Source organism: Deferrivibrio sp., assembly GCF_055117995.1.
The window spans coordinates 23,384-47,015 of the sequence record NZ_JBSQOT010000004.1 but is presented as its reverse complement, the minus strand read 5'-3'; the positions used below and the strand labels follow the sequence as shown (position 1 = coordinate 47,015).

The window sequence follows — 23,632 nt, the reverse complement described above, 5'->3', positions numbered from 1 at the left end:
TCGACCTCATGGAAAAAGAGTTTAACAAGCTTGTAAAAATTATTGAAAAATTAAGAGCTCCTGACGGCTGCCCCTGGGACAGGGAGCAGACTCTATATTCCTTACGTGACCAGCTTATTGAGGAAACCTTTGAGCTTGTGGAAGCAATAGATAATAAAGATATTGAAAACATCAAGGAAGAGCTTGGAGATTTACTGCTTCATGTAATTATGCATTCGGTTATTGCGGCAGAAGATAATCTTTTTACACTAACAGACGTAATGAAAACAATTTTTGAAAAACTCATAAGAAGGCACCCGCACGTTTTTGGAGGTGAAAAAACAGATTCGGTAGATGACGTCCTTGTTAATTGGGAAAAGATTAAAAGTAAGGAAAAAAAGGACAGAAAATACATACTGGACGGAATCCCCAAAGGCTTGCCTTCTATACAAAAGGCCTACAAGCTTCAAGAAAAGGCCAAAAAAGTTGGCTTTGATTGGGAAAACAGTGAGGATTGTCTTAAAAAGGTAGAGGAAGAGTTTGAAGAGTTTAAAGATGCAATAAAACACAAAAGTCCTGATGAAATTGAAGAAGAGATGGGTGACTTACTATTTTCTATCTTAAACCTTTCAAGGTTTCTAAATATCAATGCTGACAGTGCCTTGCAAAAAACCAACGAAAAATTCAAAAGCCGATTTCGGTTTATCGAAGATGAACTTGCAAAAAACGGTATCTCATTTGAGGAAGCATCCATTGAATTATTGGAAAGATACTGGCAAAAAGCAAAAAATACATTCAAATAAATTTTATTGGAGGTCAAAATGTTTAAAAATATTACACCTGAAGAGATAACTGAAAATGCCTTTGAAGTAATTGGAAAAAAATGGATGCTAATTACCCCGTCAAACAAGGATGGCATAGTAAATCCCATGACTGCCAGTTGGGGCGGTTTTGGAGTAATGTGGCATAAAAATGTTACTTACATCGTCATAAGACCTACAAGATACACATACGAATTAATTGAAAAAACAAACAAATACACGCTAACTTTTTTCGAAGACAAGTATAGAAAAATTTTAAATTTATGTGGCTCAAAATCCGGACGTGATATTAATAAAATAAAAGAAACAGGACTGACACCGATTTTTGAAGATGAGTTTATTTATTATAAAGAGTGCAGTCTTTCTATTTTCTGTAAAAAACTATATTTTACCGATTTCAATCCTGACAATTTTTTAGACAATGAAATTGAAAAGCTATACCCTAAAAAAGATTATCACAAACTATATATCGGCGAAATAATAAGGGTTAAGTCTGAATAATTATTTGCAATCTCTTCCCCCGGCAGTTATAATTTAAAGAAATCATAAGGGGGATTTTTATGAAAAAAATTTTTATATTTACACTCATCTTGCTTGTTGTCTGTATTTCTGCTTTTGCCCAAAACAGGTCTTCTTCATTAAATGACGTAAAAACGTCCAGAGTAATATTTGATGTTAACATAGGTGATGCAAAACTACTTCTTACAAGGCTCACTCTTATAAAAGAAACGCTTGATGGTCTTTCAAAATACAATGATTATAAAGCTGTCGTGGCATTTCGAGGAAAGGCTTCCAACTTTGTTACAAAAAACAATGAGCATATAAAAAAGGATGATATCGGTATCAAAGAAAAAATTTATAGTATTCTTAATATTCTAAAAAATGACTACAATGCAACACTTGAGCAATGCACTATTGCCCTTAAATTTGCAGGTATTGAGCCTGATGAAGTGTATGATATTATAAATGTGATAGAAAACGGCTACATTTCCATAATTGGTTATCAAAATCAAGGCTATGCTTTTGTACCTATGGACTGAGGGTATCCGCGCCTTATTTAGTTAGGAAAAACACATATCTTGCTTAAAAAAGTTTGGCCAGGCTTTAACTATTTTTTAACCTTAAAGGTGTTAAGTTTTACTTAATGCAATTTTCATTTATTTATTAATAAAATATAAAGACGTCTAACTATAATTTAATTAACTTACCGTTGACACATCATCTATTTTGATATACTATATATACGCATCAAAAAATTTAGGAGGAAATATATGAAGAAGTTTTTAACTCTTATGGCAGTGTTTGCAGCTTTTCTTTTTGTTGTGGCACCTGCTCAAGCTAAAAAATTTGTAACTATTGGGACAGGTGGTGTAACCGGTGTTTACTACCCAACCGGTGGAGCCATTGCTAAGATGGTTAACCAGAAATCCAAAGAATACGGACTCAAAGCTACTGTTGAATCAACAGGTGGTTCAGTATTCAACATTAATGCTGTTATGAGTGGCGACCTTGAATTTGGTATCGCCCAGTCTGACAGACAATACCAGGCATATCACGGTATAGCTGAGTGGGAAGGCAAACCACAAAAAGATTTAAGAGCTGTATTTTCTATCCACCCGGAAGCTATCACACTTATAGCTTCTGCAGATGCAGGTATTAAGTCAATAAAAGATATCAAAGGTAAAAAGATAAACCTTGGTAACCCTGGTTCAGGTCAGCTTCAAAACTCCAAAGATGTACTTGAAGCTGTTGGTCTTACAGAAAACGATGTACAGGCTTTTTATGTAAAAGCTGTTGAAGCACCAGGCCTTATCCAGGACGGAAGACTTGATGGCTTCTTTTATACAGTTGGTCACCCAAATGGTAACATTAAGGAAGCTACATCAGGAAGAATCAAAGTTAATATAGTTCCTATCGAAGGTGAAGGTATTGCAAAGCTTATAAAAGAAAAGCCATATTATGCTGTTGGTAAAATAGATATGAATAACTATCCTAACGCTGCAAATGCTGACGCTGGCACTGTAAACTCAATTGGCGTTAAAGCAACACTTGTGACAAGTGCTAATGTATCTGATGATATTGTATATGCGCTTACAAAAGAAGTTTTTGAAAATTTTGACGAATTTAAGAAACTTCACCCAGCGTATTCAGTATTAACAAAAGAAGACATGTTACAAGGTCTTTCAGCTCCTATTCACCCTGGCGCTTTGAAATACTACAAAGAGGCAGGACTTGTTAAATATATCAACCCTGAGTTGGTTAAGTAATTTATTAACAAACAGTTAGAATATCAAAGCTCTCTTAATGTCAAATTAAGAGAGCTTTGTTTTTTATAAAAAAGTTACGGGGATTAATATGGCAAGTAAGTTTGAAAAATCAGCTGAAGACTTTTTGAAGGAAGAAAGTGGCGAACTCAGAGAAGTAAGACCATTTGAAAAATATATAATCAATTTTGTGGCATTGTCGTGGACAATATTTCAAATGCTATTACCCTCTGTGCTGGCATTAAATAGTACATATATCAGATCAATTCACCTTGCCTTTGCACTTGCTCTTGCTTATCTAAGTTTACCAATGTTCAAATATCCTAAAACAAGCTTTGGCAAGGCTATTTCACCAATGAATAAAATTGCCATACATGACTATATCTTTGCTATTGCAGGAATTGTATGTGCAACTTACTTGATTTGGGACTGGGAAGGTCTTTCAATACGTGCCGGCATACCTATTCAAAGAGATATCGTAATAGGTCTATTAATAATAGCTCTGACACTTGAAGCCACAAGAAGGTCAATTGGTACACCTCTTGCGATAATTGCTACTGTATTTTCACTTTACGGTTTTTTTGCAGAAAACATGCCTGACCTGATTGCATTCAAAAGTGTATCTTTAACCAAATATATAAACCAGATTGCCCTTTCTACTGAGGGTATTTTTGGTATTCCAATAGGCGTATCAGCAAATATTGTATTTTTGTTTGTACTTATGGGTGCTATGCTTGACAAAGCTGGTGCTGGAAGATATTTTATCGACCTTGCCGTGTCTCTTCTTGGAGGTTTTAGAGGCGGACCTGCAAAAGCTGCTGTTATAGCAAGCGGTCTTAGCGGAATGGTATCAGGCTCAAGTATTGCAAATGTTGTTACTACCGGAACATTTACTATCCCTCTTATGAAAAGTGTTGGTTACCCTCCTGAAAAGGCAGCCGCGGTTGAGGTCGCTGCAAGCACTAATGGACAGTTAATGCCTCCTATTATGGGTGCAGCAGCATTTATTATTGCAGAATATGTAAACGTACCGTACATTCAGGTAGTAAAAGCTGCAATTATTCCGGCTTTTACATCATATCTTGCACTACTGTATATTACGCACCTTGAGGCATGTAAACTCGGGATAGAAGGAATACCAAAATCAAAGCTTCCAAATTTTACTAAAACACTCCTTTCAGGTGTACATTATCTTATACCAATAGTTTGGCTTTTGACTGAACTTGTGGTATTGAGACACACACCTCAAATGGCTGCATACAGGACAGTTTTATTACTTATTTTGGTGATATTTTATCAAGAAATAAAAAATGCCCTTAAGAACAAATCAAGCTTTTCTGAAGGAATAAAAAACTCTATAAAACTTACGTTTGATGGATTTGTAACTGGTGCAAAAAGTATGGTAGGCGTTGCCCTTGCTACTGCAGCTGCAGGAGTGGTGGTGGGTATGGTGTCACTTGGAATAGGCGGTATGATAAATGAAATCGTTGACACAATAGCCAATGGTAACATCTATATACTACTGTTCATTACTGCTTGTGCCAGCTTGCTCCTTGGTATGGGTTTGCCTACAACTGCCAACTATATAGTTATGGCTTCCCTCACTGCGCCACTGATAGTTAAGCTTGGCACAGCTTATGGGTTTATAGTCCCACTTATGGCTGCACATATGTTTGTATTTTTCTTTGGAATATTGGCTGATGATACTCCACCAGTAGGTCTGGCTGCATATGCTGCATCTGCTATTGCTGACTCACCTCCAATTAAAACAGGTGTTCAAGGGTTTATGTATGATATAAGAACAGCAATAATACCTTTTATGTTTATTTTTAACCATGACCTTATTTTAGACGGCGTTACTTCATGGACATTTGGGATATTCATATTTATAATAGCTACTTGTGGTGCAATGTTTTTTGCAAGCGCTGTTCAGGGCTGGTTTGTTACTAAAAACAATATCTTCGATACCATACTGTTATTAGCTGCAGGTATCTTTTTCTACCGCCCTGCAATTATATCCAACTTTTTCCACATAAATACCGATGAAGCTCACAAATATTATTTTGTTATAGTACCTGCTATTCTTGTGGCTATTGTTTATATTATGCAAAAGATGAGAACAAAAAAGCAAATGGCGACAGCTTAAAAAAGGGGCAATAAAGCCCCTTTTTTATTTTCCTATATATTGATTAAGATTCATAAAAAGACTTACCGTAAAGTTTATAACGGTATCCATCATCCATGGGAAAAATATAATAAGTCCTGCTACTACTGCCAAAATTTTAGGAATAAAGGTCAAAGTCATCTCCTGAATCTGAGTAACAGCCTGAAAAATACTTATTACAAGACCTGCCACAAGGCCAAACAGTAACATCGGAGCAGCAACCAAAAGGGAAATTTCAAGAGCTTTTGTTGTGATGCTTATTACAAAATCAGGAGACATAACCCCTCCTTACATAAAACTTTTTACAATCGAACCAATTATCAAAGACCACCCATCCACAAGAACAAACAGTAAAATTTTAAAAGGCAAAGATATCATAACCGGTGGCAACATCATCATACCCATCGACAAAAGGACACTTGCCACGACAAAATCTATTATCAAAAACGGTAAAAACAATAAAAATCCCATTTCAAAGGCAGTTTGCAATTCACTTACAACAAAAGCAGGTATCAAAACCAGATCGGGTATATCATCCGCTGTTTTTGGTCTTTCATAGTTTGATATCTCAAGAAACATCAGTACATCTTTTTTCCTTGTATTTGATAGCAAAAATTTTCTTAGCGGTTTTTTTGCTTCTTCAAGGGCAGTTGTAAAGTTAATTTTGTTATCCAGATAAGGTGTAAGTGCTTTACTGTTTATTTCACTAAAAACAGGTGACATAATAAAAAATGTTAAAAACAGCGCAAGTCCGACCAGGACTTGGTTAGGGGGCATCTGCTGTGTGCCCATTGCATTTCTTAAAAAGGAAAATACAATAATTATCCTGGTAAATGAAGTAAGCAATATTAATATCGCCGGAGCAAGGGATAATATTGTAATCAGAAATATTATCTGCAATGTAACAGAAACATCCTGAGGGGATGCCGCCTGTCTTACTCCTATATCAAATACAGGCAAAGGGATACTATCGGCAGCAAAAATTATCATCGGAAATAAAAAGATAAGAAAAAAAATTATTTTCTTTTTAATTTTTCCACCTTTTCTTTTATTATTTCCTTAGTCATATCAATTTCCGTTTTATCAATCTCTTTTCCAAAAAATTTCAGATAACTGGAGAAGTCCTTTTTTCTTGTAAATCCTTCTCTGATTTTATCGCATAAAATTTCATCCTGAATTTTGTCAACAAGAGTTATTTGCTCAGACGTAATCCCTATTATATAAATTGTATCAAGCAATTCATAAAAACCTAACGTTTTACCGGGCATAATATCAACTTTACCAAGCAATCTGCCTGTCCCTGGTATTTCGGTGGAAATATTTCTTTTCATTACAATTTTCAATAACCAGTACAAAATCAATATCATTATCAAAATAACCACTATCCCTACAAACATTCTAAGATAAATATTATTTTTCTCAACAGGAGCATTTTTAAATGAAAATTTGATGGCCGTATTCCCATTCTCATATGATATAGAAGGCTTTGATGCCTTATTTTCAAAGAAAAATTTTACAGCAGTAACTTTCCCATTATATGCAGATTCGATTTTACTGATGGGATACCCCCAGATGTCTTCATTGATTGCAAATTTGCCATCAAGCACGAGAGTGTATATGTTATTTTCAATACTATCTGAAACAAAAAGATTTTTTTCAGAAGGAATCAAAAGCATTATTTGATCATTTTCTATCTCAAGATTGTACTGAGCTGCAAACAAATTTACCGAAATAAACAGCAAAACCAAAATTTTCCTAATCATACAAACCGTCTTTACTTAACTCATATAGTATTGCCTTATCAAGGATATCAGTTATTCTTATAGCAAACCTCTCATCTATTACCATAACTTCACCCACGGCAACAGGCTTCTTGTTTACCAGAAAGTCAACTGATTCACCGGAAGTTTTTGACAGCTTTATAATTGTACCGTTTTCCCAGCTTAGCATCTCACCGATATTGACAAGTTTTCGTCCAAGCTCAACATCGACATTTAAAAGTACATTTCCAAATCGGTTTATAACCTTTTCAATATCTTCCATAAATTTCCTTATTGAGAAACAAACTCAGTAAAATATATACTCTTAACTGCACCGGTAGTCAAAGTTAAATTAATCCTTCTTATAATTTCCTGTTTTAACGCAAGTTTTCCCTGGGCAGTGCTTACTTCGGCGTATGTTTTTGAGGACAAAACTGTGAGAATAATATCTCTTATTTGTGGTTTTCTCTTTTCTATCTCATCTACTAATTTATCAGAGTCAAGCTCAGCCTGCATGGTTACTTTCAAATACCTTGTACCACCAGGGTCAGCCAGATTAACAATAAAACTTTCAAATGAATATAGTGGTCCGATAGAAGATACGTCCGCTTGCTTTTTAACTGTTGTATTTGCAGTATTTTGTTCGGCTGTTTCGGCAGTTTTTTTTGCAAACAGCAAAAAGTACGCGGCAGCTCCACCACCAACAAGAATCAATACTATCAATATTATCAGTATAAGCTTAAACTTGGATTTCTTTTTGGGCGCTTCTTGTTCACTAACTTCTTTTTCTTCAGCCATCAATAACCTCCACTATCATTTTCATCAAAAATATTCTTATTTGCCTCAGCAAGTTCCGGGCTTACAAAATTTATTTCAACCCTTCTGTTTTTAGCCCTGTTTTCCGGTGTAATATTCGGAACAACAGGGTGGTACTGTGCATAACCTGTTACAGATAAAATATCCGGTTTTACCCCGACTGAAATCATGTATTTCGCAACACTTATCGCCCTTGCAGTGGATAACTCCCAGTTTGAAGGAAATTGAGCAGTCGAAATAGGTATATCATCTGTATGCCCTTCCACCATAATATTATACGGAGAATCTTTTATTACCCCTGAAAGTTTATCAAGTACTGGTTTTGCTGCATCAAGCAGCGTGGCACTTCCCGGTTCAAACAACACCGAATCCATAATCCTCACAGAAATACCTTTTTCAGTCTTTACCACGGAAACAGTTGAAGACAAATTAGCCTGCTCTATATAATTCCTTATCCCGCTTAACATTTTACTTTCACTTTGTTTTGTTTTCGTAACAAAGTCAAGTCTTGACAAAATCTCTTCTTTACCCATTTCAGACTTTTGACCACTCTCAAGTACACCAAGAGCTCCCTGCAACGAACCAAGAGCCTCTTTTATTTTTCTCTGATCAAGAGAAGCCATTGAAAGCAAAAGAACAAAAAATGTCAAAAGTAGCGTGGTCATATCTGAAAATGTTACCATCCACTCAGGTGCTCCAGCTTTACATTCGGGACACTTCTTTTCAGCCATAATTCCCCTTTCACTCAAACTGAGATTTTCTCAGCTTAGGCGGCAAATATGCATTTAATTTTTGTTCCACTATTCTTGGATTATCTCCCGCCTGAATAGCCATAATTCCAGCAATCATTATTTCTCTAAGCATTGTCTCTTCTGATGATCTCGTTTTAAGCTTCTCAGCCAGAGGAGCAGCAAAAAGGTTTGCAATTATTGCACCATAAAATGTAGTAAGAAGAGCAACTGCCATCGCAGGACCAATTGAACTTGGATCATTCATAGTCTGGAGCATTGCAACAAGACCAATCAAAGTACCAATCATCCCCATTGCCGGAGCAAATGTGGACATACTCGTCAAAATCGCAGCACCTTCTTTATGTCTTTCCTGCATATACATCAAATCTGTTTCAAGTATCGTTCTTATAACTTCAGGCTCTGTTCCATCTACCGCAAGCCTTATCCCCTTTTTCAAAAACTCATCATTTATTTCATCCTCAGCAGACTCAAGGGCTAAAATACCATCCCTTCTTGCTCTCTGGGAAAAATCCACAAGCTTTGATATCAAATCTGCTGGGCTATCCAACTTAAAAAGAAGAGTCTTCATAACGATAGTCATAACATTCAGTACCTTATTGAGAGGCCAGCTCATCAAAACTATGCCAGCTGTACCCCCTATTACAATAAGCACTGATGGGATATCAATATACACCCCAACGCCCGGGCCCAACAACAATGCAGCGAAAACAAGAATATATGCAAGAATAATCCCAACAAGCGTAGCAATATCCATACAAACTCCAGCATTATTTTTACATTATAAACACCAGCAGGCAGACAAAGCTTACCTGCTAACATATTATAATCTATCTTATCGACATTTTAAACAACTTTCTTTAAGTTATTTTACCTTTTCAAGTTCATCAACTCCTGCAACATTTCATCACTTGTTGTTATTACCCTTGAATTTACCTGATACCCCCTTTGAGTCGTAATCATTGTAACAAATTCTTGAGCCAAATCAACATTGGAGTTTTCAAGGGCACCGGCTTCAATTATACCCCTACCACCAAGGCCAGCTTCTCCTATTACTGCTGTACCGGAATTAACCGTCTCTGCAAAAAGTGAATCCCCCATTTTTAAAAGACCTTCATTGTTATTAAACCTCGCTATCCCCACAAGACCTATTTCTATAACCTGACCGTTATCGTATGTGCCTAAGATTTCTCCGTTTCTGTTTATGCTTATCCCCTCAAGTGTACCCTGCTTGTATCCGTCCTGGTCAAGCTGTGTAATTGTAGTAGGTCTTGAGGTAAGGGTAAGACCATCAAAATTATCTGTAGTACCTAATTTAATACTTATATCTGATATTGTATCTGCCCCTGTATTATGCACCAGGTCAAATGCAGCATTAGTAATAACACTTTCATTCCCGCTCAGGTCAATGGATAGATATTTGTCAAATGAACCGTCCTCATTAAACTGAATATATATACTATCAAGCACATCCTGCCCGTTTTTAAGGACAACACTCTCATCACTTGATGCAGGCTGTACAGATAATTTCCATATATTCTTACTCTCATCATATAAATTAAACTCGTAATTTACTACGTGTTCATTCCCTTGTGAGTCATATACCGTCTGGCTTGTTATTAGCTGGCCGCCTTCAGCATCTTGGACATTACTAAATTGCATATAATTGTTAAAAAGAGTATTATCTCCATTTCTTATTATCAAATTGTCAATACTGTTGGGAATCCCCTTTTCCCCTTTTACAATAATCGCACCATTTTCAAGCGAGACAAAATCAAGATTGGCACTTTCATCCCTAAACCCCAAAACTTCATTTTCTATAACAGCCATAAGATCCTGCAATGTATCCGTAGCAACAACTGTTTGAGACAACGTACTTTCCCCACCCACCACAGCACTTACCTCAACAGGCACAGTAGTAATATTCAAACTTTCACCATTTGCTGTGTATAGATTTGTTAAAGAGTCGGACTCTTTTGCATATCTGAATATTGTCTCCGAATTTGTACTTGAACCAGCTGATAACGCATCAAATGTATCAAATGTCCTGCTGAAAATATCGCTTGAAAATGACTTTTCAATTGTAAATCCATTAATATCACTTGAACCACCTGAATTATCATATAAAATCTGGCCAATTGTACTATCAAGGCTTGATGTAAATCCACTTGAAATATTGTTTTGAATAAAATTATTAATAGAATCAATCATTTCATTAATATCATTAATATCTTCACCATAAACCAATTCATTTTCTGCAATTAGTTTTGTAGTGGTTTTCTTTATATCAGAAGCGTTATAAGTACCGTCTATCTCTGCCAGATAATTTATAAATCGTGAGTTGCCGGCAAAGCTTATACTTGTGCTTGTTGCTCCATTTTGTATTTGCAATTGCCCATCTGCTGGTAAACTTAAAGTCAAAGTAGTTCCAAGCGTTGATAAAGCACTATTTATATTTACAATAACATCGTTAAGTGTATCACTGGCAGATACATTTACAGTAGCTGATGTATTACCTACAAAAATTTGTATACTGGAATTTTCCATTCCAAGATTCTGGTCATTTTCATTGTATAAATTAGCTACCTGTGTATTGAGATTGGCGTCTGCCTTTATTCTGATGCTTTCTCCACTTAACATATCAAGCTTTTGTCCACCATATCCAAACACGCTATTTAGATTGGTATCTGCATCATCAAGTGAAGCAAGAATTGTTTGAAATTTTAAAATTGTAGGACTGGCTTCTGTACTTAAATTCCCGGCTATCTGAACTTCTGTTGTGGCCCTTGGCTCAATTACCTTGTAACTTTCATCTATCCTGATATCTGACGCAGGACCATTTGATGAAAGGGTATTTGTGGTCAAATCTCTCATCCACCCCTGAACAATTAGCCCTGTAGGGGTCACAAGATATCCACTTTTATCAAATGTAAAGTTTCCTGCTCTTGTATAATATGCCTGCTCTGTTGCGGAAGATTTTACCACAAAAAAACCATCCCCTTGAATGGCAAGGTCGGTATTTACCCCGGTAGTCTGCAGTGTTCCTTGATTAAAGTTAACATCAATTGCCCCGAGTTTTGTTCCAAGACCTATCTGTTTTGCATTTATACCGCCGATACCATCGCCAGGAGCCTTTGCAACGGAGAGAGTTTGACTCATCAAATCTTCAAACACAACACGACTCCCCTTAAACCCTACTGTATTAACATTTGCTATATTGTTACCCACAACATCCATACTTTTTTGATGTTGCTGAAGACCGCTAACACCAGAATAAAGTGATCTTAACATATATTCCTCCTAATTACTTATTTTCATAAACTGAAAAAATAGTGTCAGATGCCACTTCATTGTTATCAACACTAAATTTTAAATTACCATCAATCATTGAAACACCATTTGCCGTTCCACTTGTATAACTTCTGTATGGTATTTGATTACCTTCAGAATCATATGCATTTACAACAAAATTATATACTCCATTTGGTAACTTGTTCCCTTCAGCATTAAGTCCATCCCAGATTAATTCATTAAACCCATATTGATACTCCGAAGGAACAATTTCTGCGACAGGTGTCCCTGAAGAATTTATTATCTGGATACTCACACTTGCCGGTACATCATCAAGTTCGTAGCCAATCAATGCTCCTTCATCCTTTAAGTTAAGCGTGTTGGTGAAATATTTCACTTCCTTACCTATAAAATTGGATGCAGAATAAAGGCTATTATTCTGGTTTGAATTAGTCTGATTTTCTGTCAGTTGCTTTATACTTTCGGCTATATTTATCAATTGCTCAAGGGAAGAAAACTGTGTAGTCTGACTTATAAATTCATTGTTATCAAGAGGGTTAAGAGGATCCTGATTTTTTAATTGCGTAACCATAAGATTTAAAAAATCCTCTTTGCCAAGCTCTTTTTTGGGCTCATTTTTAACTGTCCCTGTTAAATTATACTGTGTTGAAACTTCGGAAGAAGTTAACATATTTACCCCCTTTTATGCATAAATCCCGGTAGATTTTGTATTTGAAATATCACTACCTTCTTCATCTCTCATCTTTTCCCCTTGTGTAAAATGACCTGAATTGCCATTTTTTGCTTCTCTAAACTCTTCCCTGTTCTGATAATCCCCCATAAACATAAAATCCATGTTATCTATAATTATCCCTTTATCATTAAGCTGTTGTTTTATTGAATCAATATTTGCCACCATAAAATGCTTTACAATTTCCTGTTCCACAAAAATCTTTGCAGAAATCTTCCCCGCATTTTCAGTGAGATGAATATTCATCTTCCCTAAAAAATCTGGTTCAAGTTTTACTGTCATTTTTTTTGTTTCACCGTTTTTGATAAGCTCAATTATCTCAATGATTTCATTAACCTTATTGGTTGAGTTCATATTTATGACGGGGCTCACAGAAGAGCTCGAACTTTTAGCGGCATTTGAAACAGCTATACCTGATTCACTCTCCTTAACATTAAAACTGTTTGTCTCTTCAAATAAACCTAACCCCTTGATTTTCTTAAAATCACTAAATTCTACATTTTCTTGTTTTTCTGCAAGTTCTAATTCAGGGACATTATTCTCTTTTTCATTTTTCATCAAGATCTTATCCAGGATTTTTTCAATTTTGCTTTCAAGATTTTCTACTTCAGCCATTTCAGCATTCATCTTTGTACTTAAATCAATCTTATCAAAGAGCTTTTTAAAGTCTTCATTCTTGGCAAGATTTATTAGCTTATCTTCTGTGACTGCTCCACTTTTGCCAATATTTTTAAGTATTTCTTTCAATTCTGCATTTTCAATCCCGGTAATTTCTGATAACTTTTCCATAGTGTTGGAATCAGAAATAAGCTCTTTTGCTACGTCTTCAATATTGCTATTTTGAGACAGATTTTCCTTTGCATTCATTATATTTGCTATTAAAATTTTTAAAGCAACCATCAAATTGTCATCTTCTTCTTTTTCGTTCTGGGATTTAATTTGCTTATTTAATATAAGATTAAAACTTTTACTGTCCGTTTTGGTCGGTAAGAGCTTGCTTTCTGTATTTCTCCCTTCCAATGATTTAGCAGGAGCAAAATTCTGAACAATGCTTGCATTCATAGCACACCTCCACAGTGTACATAGAAAAACTTGTGCCAAAACAATTTTAATAAATTTTTCTGCTTTATCAATAAATTATAAACTTAGATATTTAAAAAGGAATAAATTTCCCTCGCTGCATTGGCCGAAGGGTTTAGATTAAGGAAATAATTACTTACCTTTTCAAGTTCAGCATTAAAGCTTGATTTGTTTTCAAGGATGGAATTTGTATATTTTATTATATTTTTATAGTTCATATCATTCTGTATTAACTCGGGTATTATCTTTTTCCCTGCTATTATATTCGGAAGGCCTATAAAATCAGTCCTTATAACTATCTTCCCTATAATCTCAGTTATTTTTCCAACCTTATACAGCAATACCATGGGAGTCTTTAATATTGCTGCCTCAAGTGTAGCAGTCCCTGAGCAAATCCACAAGACATCGGAATATTTCATTACATCATAATTCATATTTTCAACAACTTTAATATTCGTATTTTTTGTATAATTATCTATTAGTTCCTGTTCAATGTTGGAAGCTCTTGCAAGAACAAAATTATACTTATCTTCAATCAGCCTGTAAGCTTTTATTATCTCAGGCATAAGATTGTTTATCTCTTTTCTCCTGCTGCCTGGCAATATGCCAACTGTTATTTGTTTATCAAGCGTCAAACTTCTTTTAAAATCATCTTTTGATGTACAGGTTATTTTCAGGTTATCTATAATCGGGTTACCTACATATTTTGCATTAATTCCTTCTTTTCTGAAAATATCTTCTTCAAATGGTAATATACATAAAACAAGATCAACATATTTTTTAATCTTTTCAATTCTGGAATAATGCCAAGCCCAAACCTGTGGGGCTATATAATAGATTACTTTAAGTCCGAGTTTTTTTACTATTTTTGCAAATCTCAGGTTAAAGCCCGGATAATCTATTAAAATCACAACATCTGGTTTTATCTGAATAATTTTTTCTTTCAGTGTTTTAAACATTGAAATTATAAGTCCTGATTTTTTTAATATCTCATCCAGTCCTATAATTGTCATCTGATTGATATTAAAATATTGCTCCTGGCCAAGCTCTTTCAGACGAGTTCCACCTGTGCCATACAATGAAAAATCCGCCATTTTTTTCAAATGGCGGATCATATTGCTTCCATGTATATCTGCAGACTCTTCGCCCGCTATGAGAAAAATTTTCATTACAAATTATTGCACAACCCTTGGTGTTAAAAATACTAGTAGCTCTTTTTTGGTATAAATATTATTTTTTGATTTAAACAGCCAGCCCAGAATAGGAATATCACCGAGTCCTGGTACTTGCTGTGTTATTACCCTTTCCTCATCTTCGTATATTCCGCCAATAACAGTAGTATCACCGCTTGCTAACAAGACTTGAGTCTTTGCCTTTTTCTCCTCTGTAGTGGCTGTATTTCCGGTAACTGAGCCAAGCGAACTCTTTTCAACTTCTATTTCCATATAAACCATTTTGTTGGCTGTTATATGTGGTTTTACTTTAAGTTTTATACCCACATCTATCTCTTCAGTATTCGTATTATCTCCAGTAGGGACAATTACAGCCTTTCCACCGCTTTTAATTTCGGCCTCTTCATTGTCTAATGTGGTTATCCTCGGGCTTGAAATAGTCTTGGCTTTGTTTTGAGATTCCAGGGCCGAAAGTGCCACGTCAAGTGCAAAACTCCCTGAAATATTGCCCAAGGTAAGTGCAAGAGCACCAGCAGGCGTACCAACAGGTAAGTTTACCAAGTATCCATTACCAAAAGGACTTGTGGCACCAGTATTCCCCTGCACTCCAACTGTTGCTGGGAAATTATATGCTGTTGTACTGTTTGTAACCTTTCCGCCCCACTGAATACCGAGGTTAGAGTTATTAGAATCAAAAACTTCTACAATTCTTGCTTCAATAGTCACCTGTGGAGTTGGTCTGTCAACCTCAGCCAACAGATTTTTTGCTTTTTCAATTGAATCTGCTGTATCAGTAATTACAAAACTGTTTGTCCTGCTTTCAATCTGGAGTTTTCCTCTACCTGAAAGCACCGATTCTATCACACCTTTATAGTCGCTGGCAGATGAGTAGTTAACCGGAATTATTTCTGTAATTAGTGGTTCAAGCTCCTGCTTTTGCTGAGCTGCCTTTATCTCCTGAATCTTTTTGGCCTCAATTTCTGCCTTTCTCTGCTTGCTTATAACCCATACTACATTATCTTCATCCATTTCTATCAGGTTGTTTTCATTATAAATGATATCCAGAGCTTTTTTATAATGAACATCCTTAACAAACAAACTGACATTCCCTTTCACTTCGTTTCCAAACACTATATTTTTATTTCTTCCAAAATAAATAAGTCTTATTGCTTCCCTTACATCCATATCTTTTATACTAAGGCTTACCAAATCTTTTTTATCGTATTTCTCAGTCTTGTTTTCAGTAACGGCATCTGCTTTTACTTCCTGTGCTTTTAAGACATCTTCGGCCTTTGAAAAATCATTGAAACTGCCACTGACCATTACCCCTTCAGGCGTTTTTTCTACTTTTGCGTAAATCTCGCCATTTGGTACTATTATTATGGACAATTTGTCGTCAATCTTTCCCACGCTGACTTTTCTAAATGGCAAGTTGGAAAATGCCATGGTATTCTTAACACTCTTTAAAGCTTTAAACCCTTTTGAAAATTCCAGAACAAGATTGCCATTTACAACTTTCTTTGTATAAACTGGATTACCTGTAAGTTTTATAATCAAACTCTGATACTTTTTGACTGCGATAGATTCAATACTTGTAATATACTTGTCATCTTTAGGTACATTTGTTATCTCACTTGACAATACAAGGTATTTGCCATTCTGACCGGCAAAAATAGGATTTGACCTCTGGACATCAACAAGAAATCTCACTTTCTGTGGTGGATAATAACTGCCTATCCTGACCTTTCTTACAATCCCTTTACCATTAATTATTTTATCTGCAATTTTATTGTTTACATCAAACAAGTCTATATACAAAAGTTTGTCATTAAGATAACCATAATCATACTTTACAACGCCATCAAGTTCAATTTTTACAAGAAAACTGTTATCATCTGACAAGTTTTCAAAGCTCAGAACATTTCTACCCAGCTCAACATTTTCAAATTCTGCACCCTTAAACTCCAAGCCAGCATCTCCAAGGGCTTTTACTTCTGGCTTTATTACATCAAGCACAATATCAAGACTGCCGCTATTTTCACTTACATTATAATTAACATCACTGCTAAGAAAAACCTCAATTGTTGCACCCTGGTCACCAACAAATGAAGCGATTTTTGAAATAACATCATCATTGTATGTATACTTAACTACATCTTCACCAAGCAGTGCATCCGGGCTCATTACGGTAAGCTTGAAAGGAGATTTGGAATAATAAACCTTGTAATTGACTGAAGAATCACCGGTTAGTGTAATATTATATTTATTTTCGGAGGATTTTTCTACTTTAATAGATTTTACCGACTTTTTAACAATCAGATTGTCAGCACTTTCCTTTTTGGCCGCGCATGAGAGCAATAAAAAGACTGAAACGGCAAATATTACTAATTTATAAATTCTCATAAGTTATCCTCCTTATTTACAATCTTAATTTCTTTTATAACTGTTCTTATATTACCAAAAATATCTGTTTCGACCTGCCTTATTTTCATCTCATTTGGAGTTATACCAATAATAACTCCACTATTTTTCCCAATTTTATCCCCTTCTTTTACATAAAAAACCTGGTCACCAACCTGCACCACCCCAACGTTTCCAACCTCTCCGCTGAGTGAGCCCGTAAGTCTTATCTGTTCTAACTCCACATTTTCAAGAGGATTGTCTCCTACAGAAGCACCCCCAGCAAGATTTTCCTTGTAAACATCAATAACTGATACAAAAGGATTTTTCTTATTTTTATATTCAAGCGGTTTATACTGAGTTTCAAAAAGAGTCTTCAACTGCTCACCCTGAGCCACTATTGCATCAGTATTTACTTCTACAGGCTTAATCTTCTTACCGGATTGTCTTTTTTTGAAATCAACATCCGGAATTATATAGTCGCAACCAATTATCAACAAAACAACCAAAAAAACTATTACGCTCTTAACCCTTATCACTTTCCACCCCCCGGCACATTAAATCTGTATGAATTGAGAGAGGCTTTGACATTAAGAATCAAAGTGCCATCCTTATCCTTTTGAGGAGAAAGGGAAAATGAGTTAATGTCAATTATTTTATCCAGATAGTTGAGACGGTATAAATAGTTTATAAGCTCAACATAGGTAGTTTGAAAATTCATACTAAAGTTAACTCTTGAGTGAAATTCATCAACCCTGCTCTCGCCACCGGGTTGAAAAAGTGTAACCTTTACCCCACTTTTTTCAGCAAGACCGACTACCTCATCATACAACACATTAAAATTTTTCTCATTAGGTAAAATCTTCAATACCATCTGGAATTGCTCTTCAAGCAGCTCAACTTCCTTTTTGAACTGATCATAACTAAGCTCTATTGGTTTAAGTTGAGAAATTTTTATCGCAAGGCTGTCATATTCCCTTGCAAGCTTATCTATTTCTTCTATTTTTGGTGTATAGTAAAAATAATAGTAAGCCCCACCTATTAAAACTATTATTAGCACTTCTACAATCAGCCTGAATTTAAAAGGTATTTTAAATATTCTGTCAAGCATATCAACCACCTATCTTTATTTTTGCGGTGATATTAAAGTCATTGATGTCAATATTTTCAACAGTAGTCTTCTTCACCACCTTAAGGTCAATATTGTCAAACATCTTGGTGGCAAAAAGATTCAGAATAAATTCATTCACAGACGCAGTTCTAAGGGAAGCCCCGCTTAAAGTCACATCTTTTCCGTTAAAATCAAACCTGGATATCCAAACATCCTCGGGCATTGCATATTCCAGGTTTGTCAAAATCTCATAATATCCTTTTTGCCCTTGTTTTAGCCTTTTGACAACATCAATTTTCTTTTGCAGCTCTTCTTTTCTCTTTTTGAAACCATCAACCTCTTTCTTGATTTTACTTAATCTCTTAAACTCCTTGTTTAACCTATCCACTTCAGTCTTTGCGATCAATATCTGGCTGTTTAGTGTTGAATTAATGATAAAGCAGGAAACGAACACAAACCCAACCACCAAAACAAAAAGGATTAACTCATACACCCCTTTGTTTAATTTTCTTTTCTTTTTTGTGGAAAGTAAATTAATCCTAATCATCTATCATCCACCTTCCTCAGGGCAAGCCCTAAAGCACAGTTAAATTTATATAAATTATTGTTTAAAAACTCCATGTCCACTGATTTGTCAATTTCAATATTTGCAAATGGATTAAATTGGTTTACAGATATATCAAGTCTTTGTTCAAAAACTTCTTTAAGTCCATATATTACTGAACCTCCACCGCAAATATAGCATCTGTTGGTTTTAATCTGACCGCTGGTCAAAAACATATTTATGGAATTTTTTACTTCCGTTGCAAGCTGAATATTAAAATCATTTATAATACTTCGTAACTCTTCATCATACTCGACAGCCTCAATATCAAACAATTTTGCCACCGCATCTTCCCTTGTAATACCAAGTCGTTGCTGTATCATTTCAACACAGTTTTTCCCTGAATAGTTGACTTCCCTTGAAAACTCATAAACACCGTTTTTAACAAAAACTATCTGCGTTGAAGAATTGCCTATATCAACAATAGCAATTACATCTTCTTCTATTCCGTAATTTACTTCGAATGCATTTATCAGGGTAAATACCGAAAGATCAACCGCCATGGGTTTTAGACCTGCCGACTCAATAACAGATGATAAATCCATTATCAAATCTTTTCTGGCCACCGCTATGACCACATCAACATGCTCACCCTGCTTGATATTCCCAATAACCTCATAGTCAATATTGTAGTCTTCAAGATCTTTTCTACCGATATACTGCTCGGCTTCCCATCTGAATGTCTCGGAAAAATTCTTTTCATCTTCAATAGCCAAGGTTACTTTTTTTGCAATTACGTTGGTACCTTTCAATGCAGAAGCCACCTTCTTATGACTGAAATTCCCTTTTTGAAATGCCTCTCTAATACACCTTGTAACCTCTGCATAGTCAACGATACTCCCCTCAGAGATTACATCCTCCGGCAAAACAACCTCAGATATGCTTTTCAAAAGATACCCACTCTTTTTACCTTTCAATTCAATCATCTTGACTGAATAGCTTCCAATATCAATACCAATCAAATTCTCCTTCTTCCCAAACATAGTTCCCACCTATTTTTATTTCATTAAAAAAACACGTTTTTTCACCGGTATGACATGCAGGACCTGTCTGCTCAACCTGATAAAGCAGACAATCTCCGTCACAGTCCAGATAAATTTTCACTATTTTTTGCAAATTCCCGGATGTCTCCCCTTTTTTCCATATAGAATTTCTGCTTCTTGAGTAATAATGGGCGTAACCTGTATTTAATGTTAGTTCAAAGGCTTCTTTGTCAGTATATGCCTGCATTAAAATATCCTTCAATAAAATATCCTGTACAATTACAGGCACCAATCCATTCATTTTTTCCCAATCTATTTTGGTAGTCATAGTTTATTTTACCACTATTTTTATATATAGCAACACTTTTTCAATTATTTATTAGTTTTTTCTCTTTCAATACATCAAAAATCTCCCCTTTCTCTTTTTCACTAATAGTCAATCCTCGAAGCTGCATTGCATACAAAACCCTGTTCCACTCATCTATGCTACGTTTTTTCAGATATACAATTTCACTTTTGTGGCAATTTCCACATTTAGCTTCTATGATTGTGTAATCCTTCTTGCCGCAACCAGCAATTAAACTAACAGATACGAGGCAGAAGATTGCCATCAGGCATTTCAACAACTCTAAGCCCCCCATATTCATTTCTCAAAATTACCTTATTTTTTTCGGTGACCTCTCCCACTATTTTTGCATTCTTCGAAATTTTCACAGTTTTTAACTTCTTTAAAATGCTATCGGATTGCTCACTTTCACAAATAATTACAGCCACCCCTTCATTTGCCACATTAAACATGTCAAGCCCCAAAAACTCCAGTAAGTACTTTACATTTTGTTCGACAGGTATCTCACTTTCTTCAATTAAAAAACCAAAACCTGATTTTTCCGATATTTCGTTTAGCACCGCTGCCACACCCCCTCTCGTGGCATCCCTCGCAAACTTTATACCATTATACCCTATTTTTCTGAAAATTTCATACAAATTGCCACAATCACTCTTTATGTCAGCATCAAGGTTAAATTCTCCTCTTTCTGATAAAACTGCCAGACCATGCCTTCCAATATCAGAGGTAAAAATCACTTTATCACCAGGTACAATCGAAGTATAATCGTTAATATCTTTTTGCAGCAACCCTATCCCTGCGGTATTAATAATGATTCGTATATTTTCACTGCGCTCTATAACTTTTGTATCACCGCATACTACACTAACCCCCACCTCTTCTGAAGCTTCCTTTATAGAAGAAATTATTCTGGCAACATTCTTCAGTCCGTAGCCTTCCGATATTACAAAAGATAATGACAAATAAAGTGGTTTTGCACCGCTTACAGCAAGATCATTGCACGTACCATAAACAGCCAACTTGCCTATGTCGCCTCCGGGAAAAAATTCCGGCATTACCACAAATGAGTCTGTGGTAAAAGCCAGTTTGTTGGAGTTGATATCAAGGACTGAGGCATCTCTTAATTGATTGAGATAGGTATTCCCCAATTTTTTTAAAATAAACTCTTTTATAAAATCATTTGTTTGTTTTCCACCCCCGCCAAGGGTCATTGTGGTAAATTTCATTTAAGCACCTTCATTGAAAAATCTCATATTTGTAATACGCTGCACAGGCACCTTCTCCAGATACCATGCAAGGACCTACGGGGTTATCAGGTTTACACTTGCCACCAAACATTTTACACTCGTTAGGCAAAATCTTCCCTTTCAAAACATCTCCGCATCTGCACCCTGCTATCTCATCTACATACCGAGGTTTTAGGTTAAATTTCTTGACAGCATCAAGATGTTCGTACTCTTTTTTTAATTTAAGTCCACTTTTTTCAATAACCCCAATCCCTCTCCAATATGAATCTGCAGGCTCAAAATATTCTTCAATCAAACTCCTTGCTATTTTATTCTCTTCGGCTCTTACTACTCTGCTATAACTGTTTGCTATATAGAATTTACCTCTATTTACCTGGTTAATAATTTCGAGAATCGAGTAAAGTATATCCACAGGCTCAAATCCAGCAATAGATGCAGCCTTCTTATTATCGACAATCGGCAAGTAAAGTTTTTCTCCTGTAATCGCTGTCACATGCCCCGGGCAAAGAAACCCATCAATATTTAGCTCTTTATCCTTCAGCAAAACTTTAATTATTTCCGGCATAGTTTTATTGAACACAAGAAAATATATATCTTTTATATCATTACATACAATTTTGTGGGCAAGTCCCGCTGATGCAGGAGTGGTAGTTTCAAAACCAATAGAAACAAACACAACAGGCTTATTGACGCTTTCTTTTATTTTTATAACATCAAGAGGGGATAAAATTACCCTTATATCTTTACCGCTTGATTTTAGCTCAATCAGATTTTCACCTGCTGAGCCCGGAACCTTCATTAAATCTCCATACACCGCCAAAACAACATCCTCTTTTTGAAGTAGTTCAAAAATCAGGTCTATCTCCCCCTGAGAAGTCACACACACGGGACAACCTGGCCCAGAAATTAGTTTTATATTATCAGGTAAAAGACTTCTAATTCCAAATCTTGAAATTGACATAGTGTGCGTACCGCATACTTCCATTATCCTGTACTGTCGGTTGCTCCGGGCTTCACTTTGTATTTTTGACAATAGGCTCTTTACTGTATTTTTATCCCTGAATTTCGTTACCATCTGCATCACAGTACTCCAGTATGGCATTTAGTGTTTCCTTGGCCTGCTGTTCATCCATTTTTGAAATGGCAAATCCCACATGAACCATAACATAATCGCCCACATTTACCTCTTCCGGTAAAATCATCAAAGATACATCTCTCTTTGTACCCGCTATATCAACTATTCCGGCAGTCTTATCCTCTGAAATTTCAATTAATTTTCCAGGCAAACCCAAACACATAACAAAATCCTCCAATTACCACTGAACATTTCTTTTATATACATAGACTTTTTTATCATAAATCGCATATGCAATTCCTGCCACAAAGCCTCCTATATGAGCCCACCACGCCACACCGCCGGCCGTAGAATACATTAGCTGGGATGAACCATTTAAGAATTGCATCAAAAACCACAGACCCAAGAATATAACAGCGGGTATTTCCATTATTGTAACAAAAATTATTATAAATACCAGTGTCTTAACCCTTGAGTAAGGAAACTTTATAAAATAGTACCCCATTACTCCTGATACAGCTCCGGAAGCACCAATTGTTGGAATATTTGAGTTTGGGTACAATAACACTTGAGTAATTGCTGCTACAACTCCAAATACAATATACATAACCAAATACTTGTAGTGACCCATTAAATCTTCCACATTATCACCAAATATATATAAAAAGTACATATTGCCTATAAGGTGCATCCACCCTCCGTGTATAAACATTGATGTAAAAAATGGTAGTATTTTATCACCAAAAGATACTACGTCTGCTGGCAAAAACAGTTTAACTGGCACCAGTCCATATTCTATAAAAAAAAGGCTTAGTTGATATCTGTTAAGTGAAACTTCATAGAAAAACACCAGACAGTTAAATACAATTATGATTGTATTTAATATTGGAAAAGAATTTGATTTGATTGAGTCCTTCAAAGGAAACATACTTTACCTCATAAACTTTTTAGGTAATAGTATATATTTATTTTTATAATTACAACAAAAAAAGCCCGGCCATCTGGCCAGGCTTTATCTT

27 protein-coding genes are annotated in these 23,632 nt (G+C 35.5%); 5 read left to right on the top strand and 22 right to left on the bottom strand.

Going from position 1 to position 23,632, the window contains the following annotated elements:
• Positions 1 to 8 precede the first annotated feature (8 nt).
• The 5 genes from mazG to ACTCAF_RS02265 all read left to right on the top strand — a co-directional run bounded on the left by mazG (position 9) and on the right by ACTCAF_RS02265 (position 5,210).
• Entirely contained in the window at positions 9 to 782 is a 774-nt protein-coding gene (gene mazG, locus ACTCAF_RS02285) for a nucleoside triphosphate pyrophosphohydrolase (protein WP_463061686.1), read from the top strand.
• 18 nt (positions 783 to 800) lie between these two features.
• Positions 801 to 1,301, top strand: coding sequence for a flavin reductase family protein (locus tag ACTCAF_RS02280; protein WP_463061685.1), 501 nt, complete (start codon positions 801 to 803; stop codon positions 1,299 to 1,301).
• 59 nt (positions 1,302 to 1,360) lie between these two features.
• Positions 1,361 to 1,840, top strand: a complete 480-nt coding sequence (locus ACTCAF_RS02275) for a DsrE family protein (protein ID WP_242820429.1) — start codon at positions 1,361 to 1,363, stop codon at positions 1,838 to 1,840.
• A gap of 231 nt (positions 1,841 to 2,071) precedes the next feature.
• A complete protein-coding gene (locus ACTCAF_RS02270) occupies positions 2,072 to 3,067 on the top strand; it encodes a TAXI family TRAP transporter solute-binding subunit (RefSeq protein WP_463061684.1) in 996 nt (331 codons plus the stop codon).
• 88 nt (positions 3,068 to 3,155) lie between these two features.
• Positions 3,156 to 5,210 carry a TRAP transporter permease gene (locus tag ACTCAF_RS02265; protein ID WP_463061683.1) on the top strand — a complete coding sequence of 685 codons (2,055 nt, stop codon included), beginning with the start codon at positions 3,156 to 3,158 and terminating at the stop codon, positions 5,208 to 5,210.
• Between the two features lie 24 nt (positions 5,211 to 5,234).
• Here ACTCAF_RS02265 and fliQ read toward each other — a convergent pair whose 3' ends face one another.
• The 22 genes from fliQ to ACTCAF_RS02155 all read right to left on the bottom strand — a co-directional run bounded on the left by fliQ (position 5,235) and on the right by ACTCAF_RS02155 (position 23,541).
• On the bottom strand, positions 5,235 to 5,507 hold the full coding sequence (gene fliQ, locus ACTCAF_RS02260; RefSeq protein ID WP_463061682.1) for a flagellar biosynthesis protein FliQ: 273 nt from the start codon (positions 5,505 to 5,507) through the stop codon (positions 5,235 to 5,237).
• Positions 5,508 to 5,516: 9 nt separating this feature from the next.
• Positions 5,517 to 6,218, bottom strand: a complete 702-nt coding sequence (fliP, locus tag ACTCAF_RS02255) for a flagellar type III secretion system pore protein FliP (protein ID WP_463061681.1) — start codon at positions 6,216 to 6,218, stop codon at positions 5,517 to 5,519.
• Positions 6,219 to 6,244: 26 nt separating this feature from the next.
• On the bottom strand, positions 6,245 to 6,991 hold the full coding sequence (locus tag ACTCAF_RS02250; protein ID WP_463061680.1) for a hypothetical protein: 747 nt from the start codon (positions 6,989 to 6,991) through the stop codon (positions 6,245 to 6,247).
• The gene (locus ACTCAF_RS02245) at positions 6,984 to 7,271 is read right to left on the bottom strand and encodes a FliM/FliN family flagellar motor switch protein (RefSeq protein WP_463061679.1); all 288 of its coding nucleotides are present in this window, start codon (positions 7,269 to 7,271) and stop codon (positions 6,984 to 6,986) included. The genes ACTCAF_RS02250 and ACTCAF_RS02245 overlap by 8 nt, the downstream gene beginning before the upstream one ends.
• Positions 7,272 to 7,279: 8 nt before the next feature.
• Positions 7,280 to 7,786, bottom strand: a complete 507-nt coding sequence (locus ACTCAF_RS02240) for a flagellar basal body-associated FliL family protein (protein WP_463061678.1) — start codon at positions 7,784 to 7,786, stop codon at positions 7,280 to 7,282.
• Positions 7,786 to 8,535 (bottom strand): OmpA family protein, encoded by a 750-nt coding sequence (locus tag ACTCAF_RS02235; RefSeq protein ID WP_463061677.1) that lies wholly within the window; start codon positions 8,533 to 8,535, stop codon positions 7,786 to 7,788. Before ACTCAF_RS02235 ends, ACTCAF_RS02240 begins: the two co-directional genes overlap by 1 nt.
• 10 nt (positions 8,536 to 8,545) lie before the next feature.
• The gene (locus ACTCAF_RS02230) at positions 8,546 to 9,310 is read right to left on the bottom strand and encodes a motility protein A (RefSeq protein ID WP_463061676.1); all 765 of its coding nucleotides are present in this window, start codon (positions 9,308 to 9,310) and stop codon (positions 8,546 to 8,548) included.
• Positions 9,311 to 9,423: 113 nt separating this feature from the next.
• Positions 9,424 to 11,844 carry a flagellar hook-basal body complex protein gene (locus ACTCAF_RS02225; RefSeq protein ID WP_463061675.1) on the bottom strand — a complete coding sequence of 807 codons (2,421 nt, stop codon included), beginning with the start codon at positions 11,842 to 11,844 and terminating at the stop codon, positions 9,424 to 9,426.
• A 13-nt stretch (positions 11,845 to 11,857) separates the two neighbouring features.
• Positions 11,858 to 12,535, bottom strand: a complete 678-nt coding sequence (locus ACTCAF_RS02220) for a flagellar hook assembly protein FlgD (RefSeq protein ID WP_463061674.1) — start codon at positions 12,533 to 12,535, stop codon at positions 11,858 to 11,860.
• 12 nt (positions 12,536 to 12,547) lie between these two features.
• Positions 12,548 to 13,657 carry a flagellar hook-length control protein FliK gene (locus tag ACTCAF_RS02215; protein ID WP_463061673.1) on the bottom strand — a complete coding sequence of 370 codons (1,110 nt, stop codon included), beginning with the start codon at positions 13,655 to 13,657 and terminating at the stop codon, positions 12,548 to 12,550.
• A gap of 83 nt (positions 13,658 to 13,740) precedes the next feature.
• Positions 13,741 to 14,844 (bottom strand): lipid-A-disaccharide synthase, encoded by a 1,104-nt coding sequence (gene lpxB / locus ACTCAF_RS02210; protein WP_463061672.1) that lies wholly within the window; start codon positions 14,842 to 14,844, stop codon positions 13,741 to 13,743.
• Between the two features lie 6 nt (positions 14,845 to 14,850).
• A complete protein-coding gene (locus ACTCAF_RS02205) occupies positions 14,851 to 17,250 on the bottom strand; it encodes a type IV pilus secretin PilQ (RefSeq protein ID WP_463061671.1) in 2,400 nt (799 codons plus the stop codon).
• Entirely contained in the window at positions 17,247 to 17,786 is a 540-nt protein-coding gene (locus ACTCAF_RS02200) for a pilus assembly protein PilP (protein WP_463061670.1), read from the bottom strand. Before ACTCAF_RS02200 ends, ACTCAF_RS02205 begins: the two co-directional genes overlap by 4 nt.
• Positions 17,783 to 18,358: a type IV pilus inner membrane component PilO gene (locus ACTCAF_RS02195; protein WP_463061669.1), complete on the bottom strand. Its 576-nt coding sequence runs from the start codon at positions 18,356 to 18,358 to the stop codon at positions 17,783 to 17,785. The genes ACTCAF_RS02200 and ACTCAF_RS02195 overlap by 4 nt, the downstream gene beginning before the upstream one ends.
• A 1-nt stretch (position 18,359) precedes the next feature.
• Positions 18,360 to 18,905, bottom strand: coding sequence for a PilN domain-containing protein (locus ACTCAF_RS02190; RefSeq protein WP_463061668.1), 546 nt, complete (start codon positions 18,903 to 18,905; stop codon positions 18,360 to 18,362).
• Positions 18,902 to 19,945: a type IV pilus assembly protein PilM gene (gene pilM, locus ACTCAF_RS02185; protein WP_463061667.1), complete on the bottom strand. Its 1,044-nt coding sequence runs from the start codon at positions 19,943 to 19,945 to the stop codon at positions 18,902 to 18,904. Before pilM ends, ACTCAF_RS02190 begins: the two co-directional genes overlap by 4 nt.
• A complete protein-coding gene (gene hisI, locus ACTCAF_RS02180; protein ID WP_463061666.1) occupies positions 19,911 to 20,273 on the bottom strand; it encodes a phosphoribosyl-AMP cyclohydrolase in 363 nt (120 codons plus the stop codon). The genes pilM and hisI overlap by 35 nt, the downstream gene beginning before the upstream one ends.
• 40 nt (positions 20,274 to 20,313) lie before the next feature.
• On the bottom strand, positions 20,314 to 20,556 hold the full coding sequence (locus tag ACTCAF_RS02175) for a hypothetical protein (RefSeq protein ID WP_463061665.1): 243 nt from the start codon (positions 20,554 to 20,556) through the stop codon (positions 20,314 to 20,316).
• Positions 20,528 to 21,517: a hydrogenase expression/formation protein HypE gene (gene hypE / locus ACTCAF_RS02170; protein ID WP_463061664.1), complete on the bottom strand. Its 990-nt coding sequence runs from the start codon at positions 21,515 to 21,517 to the stop codon at positions 20,528 to 20,530. The genes ACTCAF_RS02175 and hypE overlap by 29 nt, the downstream gene beginning before the upstream one ends.
• Positions 21,518 to 21,527: 10 nt before the next feature.
• Positions 21,528 to 22,619, bottom strand: a complete 1,092-nt coding sequence (gene hypD / locus ACTCAF_RS02165; protein ID WP_463061663.1) for a hydrogenase formation protein HypD — start codon at positions 22,617 to 22,619, stop codon at positions 21,528 to 21,530.
• On the bottom strand, positions 22,591 to 22,836 hold the full coding sequence (locus ACTCAF_RS02160; RefSeq protein WP_463061662.1) for a HypC/HybG/HupF family hydrogenase formation chaperone: 246 nt from the start codon (positions 22,834 to 22,836) through the stop codon (positions 22,591 to 22,593). The genes hypD and ACTCAF_RS02160 overlap by 29 nt, the downstream gene beginning before the upstream one ends.
• Positions 22,837 to 22,851: 15 nt before the next feature.
• On the bottom strand, positions 22,852 to 23,541 hold the full coding sequence (locus ACTCAF_RS02155) for a rhomboid family intramembrane serine protease (RefSeq protein WP_463061661.1): 690 nt from the start codon (positions 23,539 to 23,541) through the stop codon (positions 22,852 to 22,854).
• Positions 23,542 to 23,632: the final 91 nt, after the last annotated feature.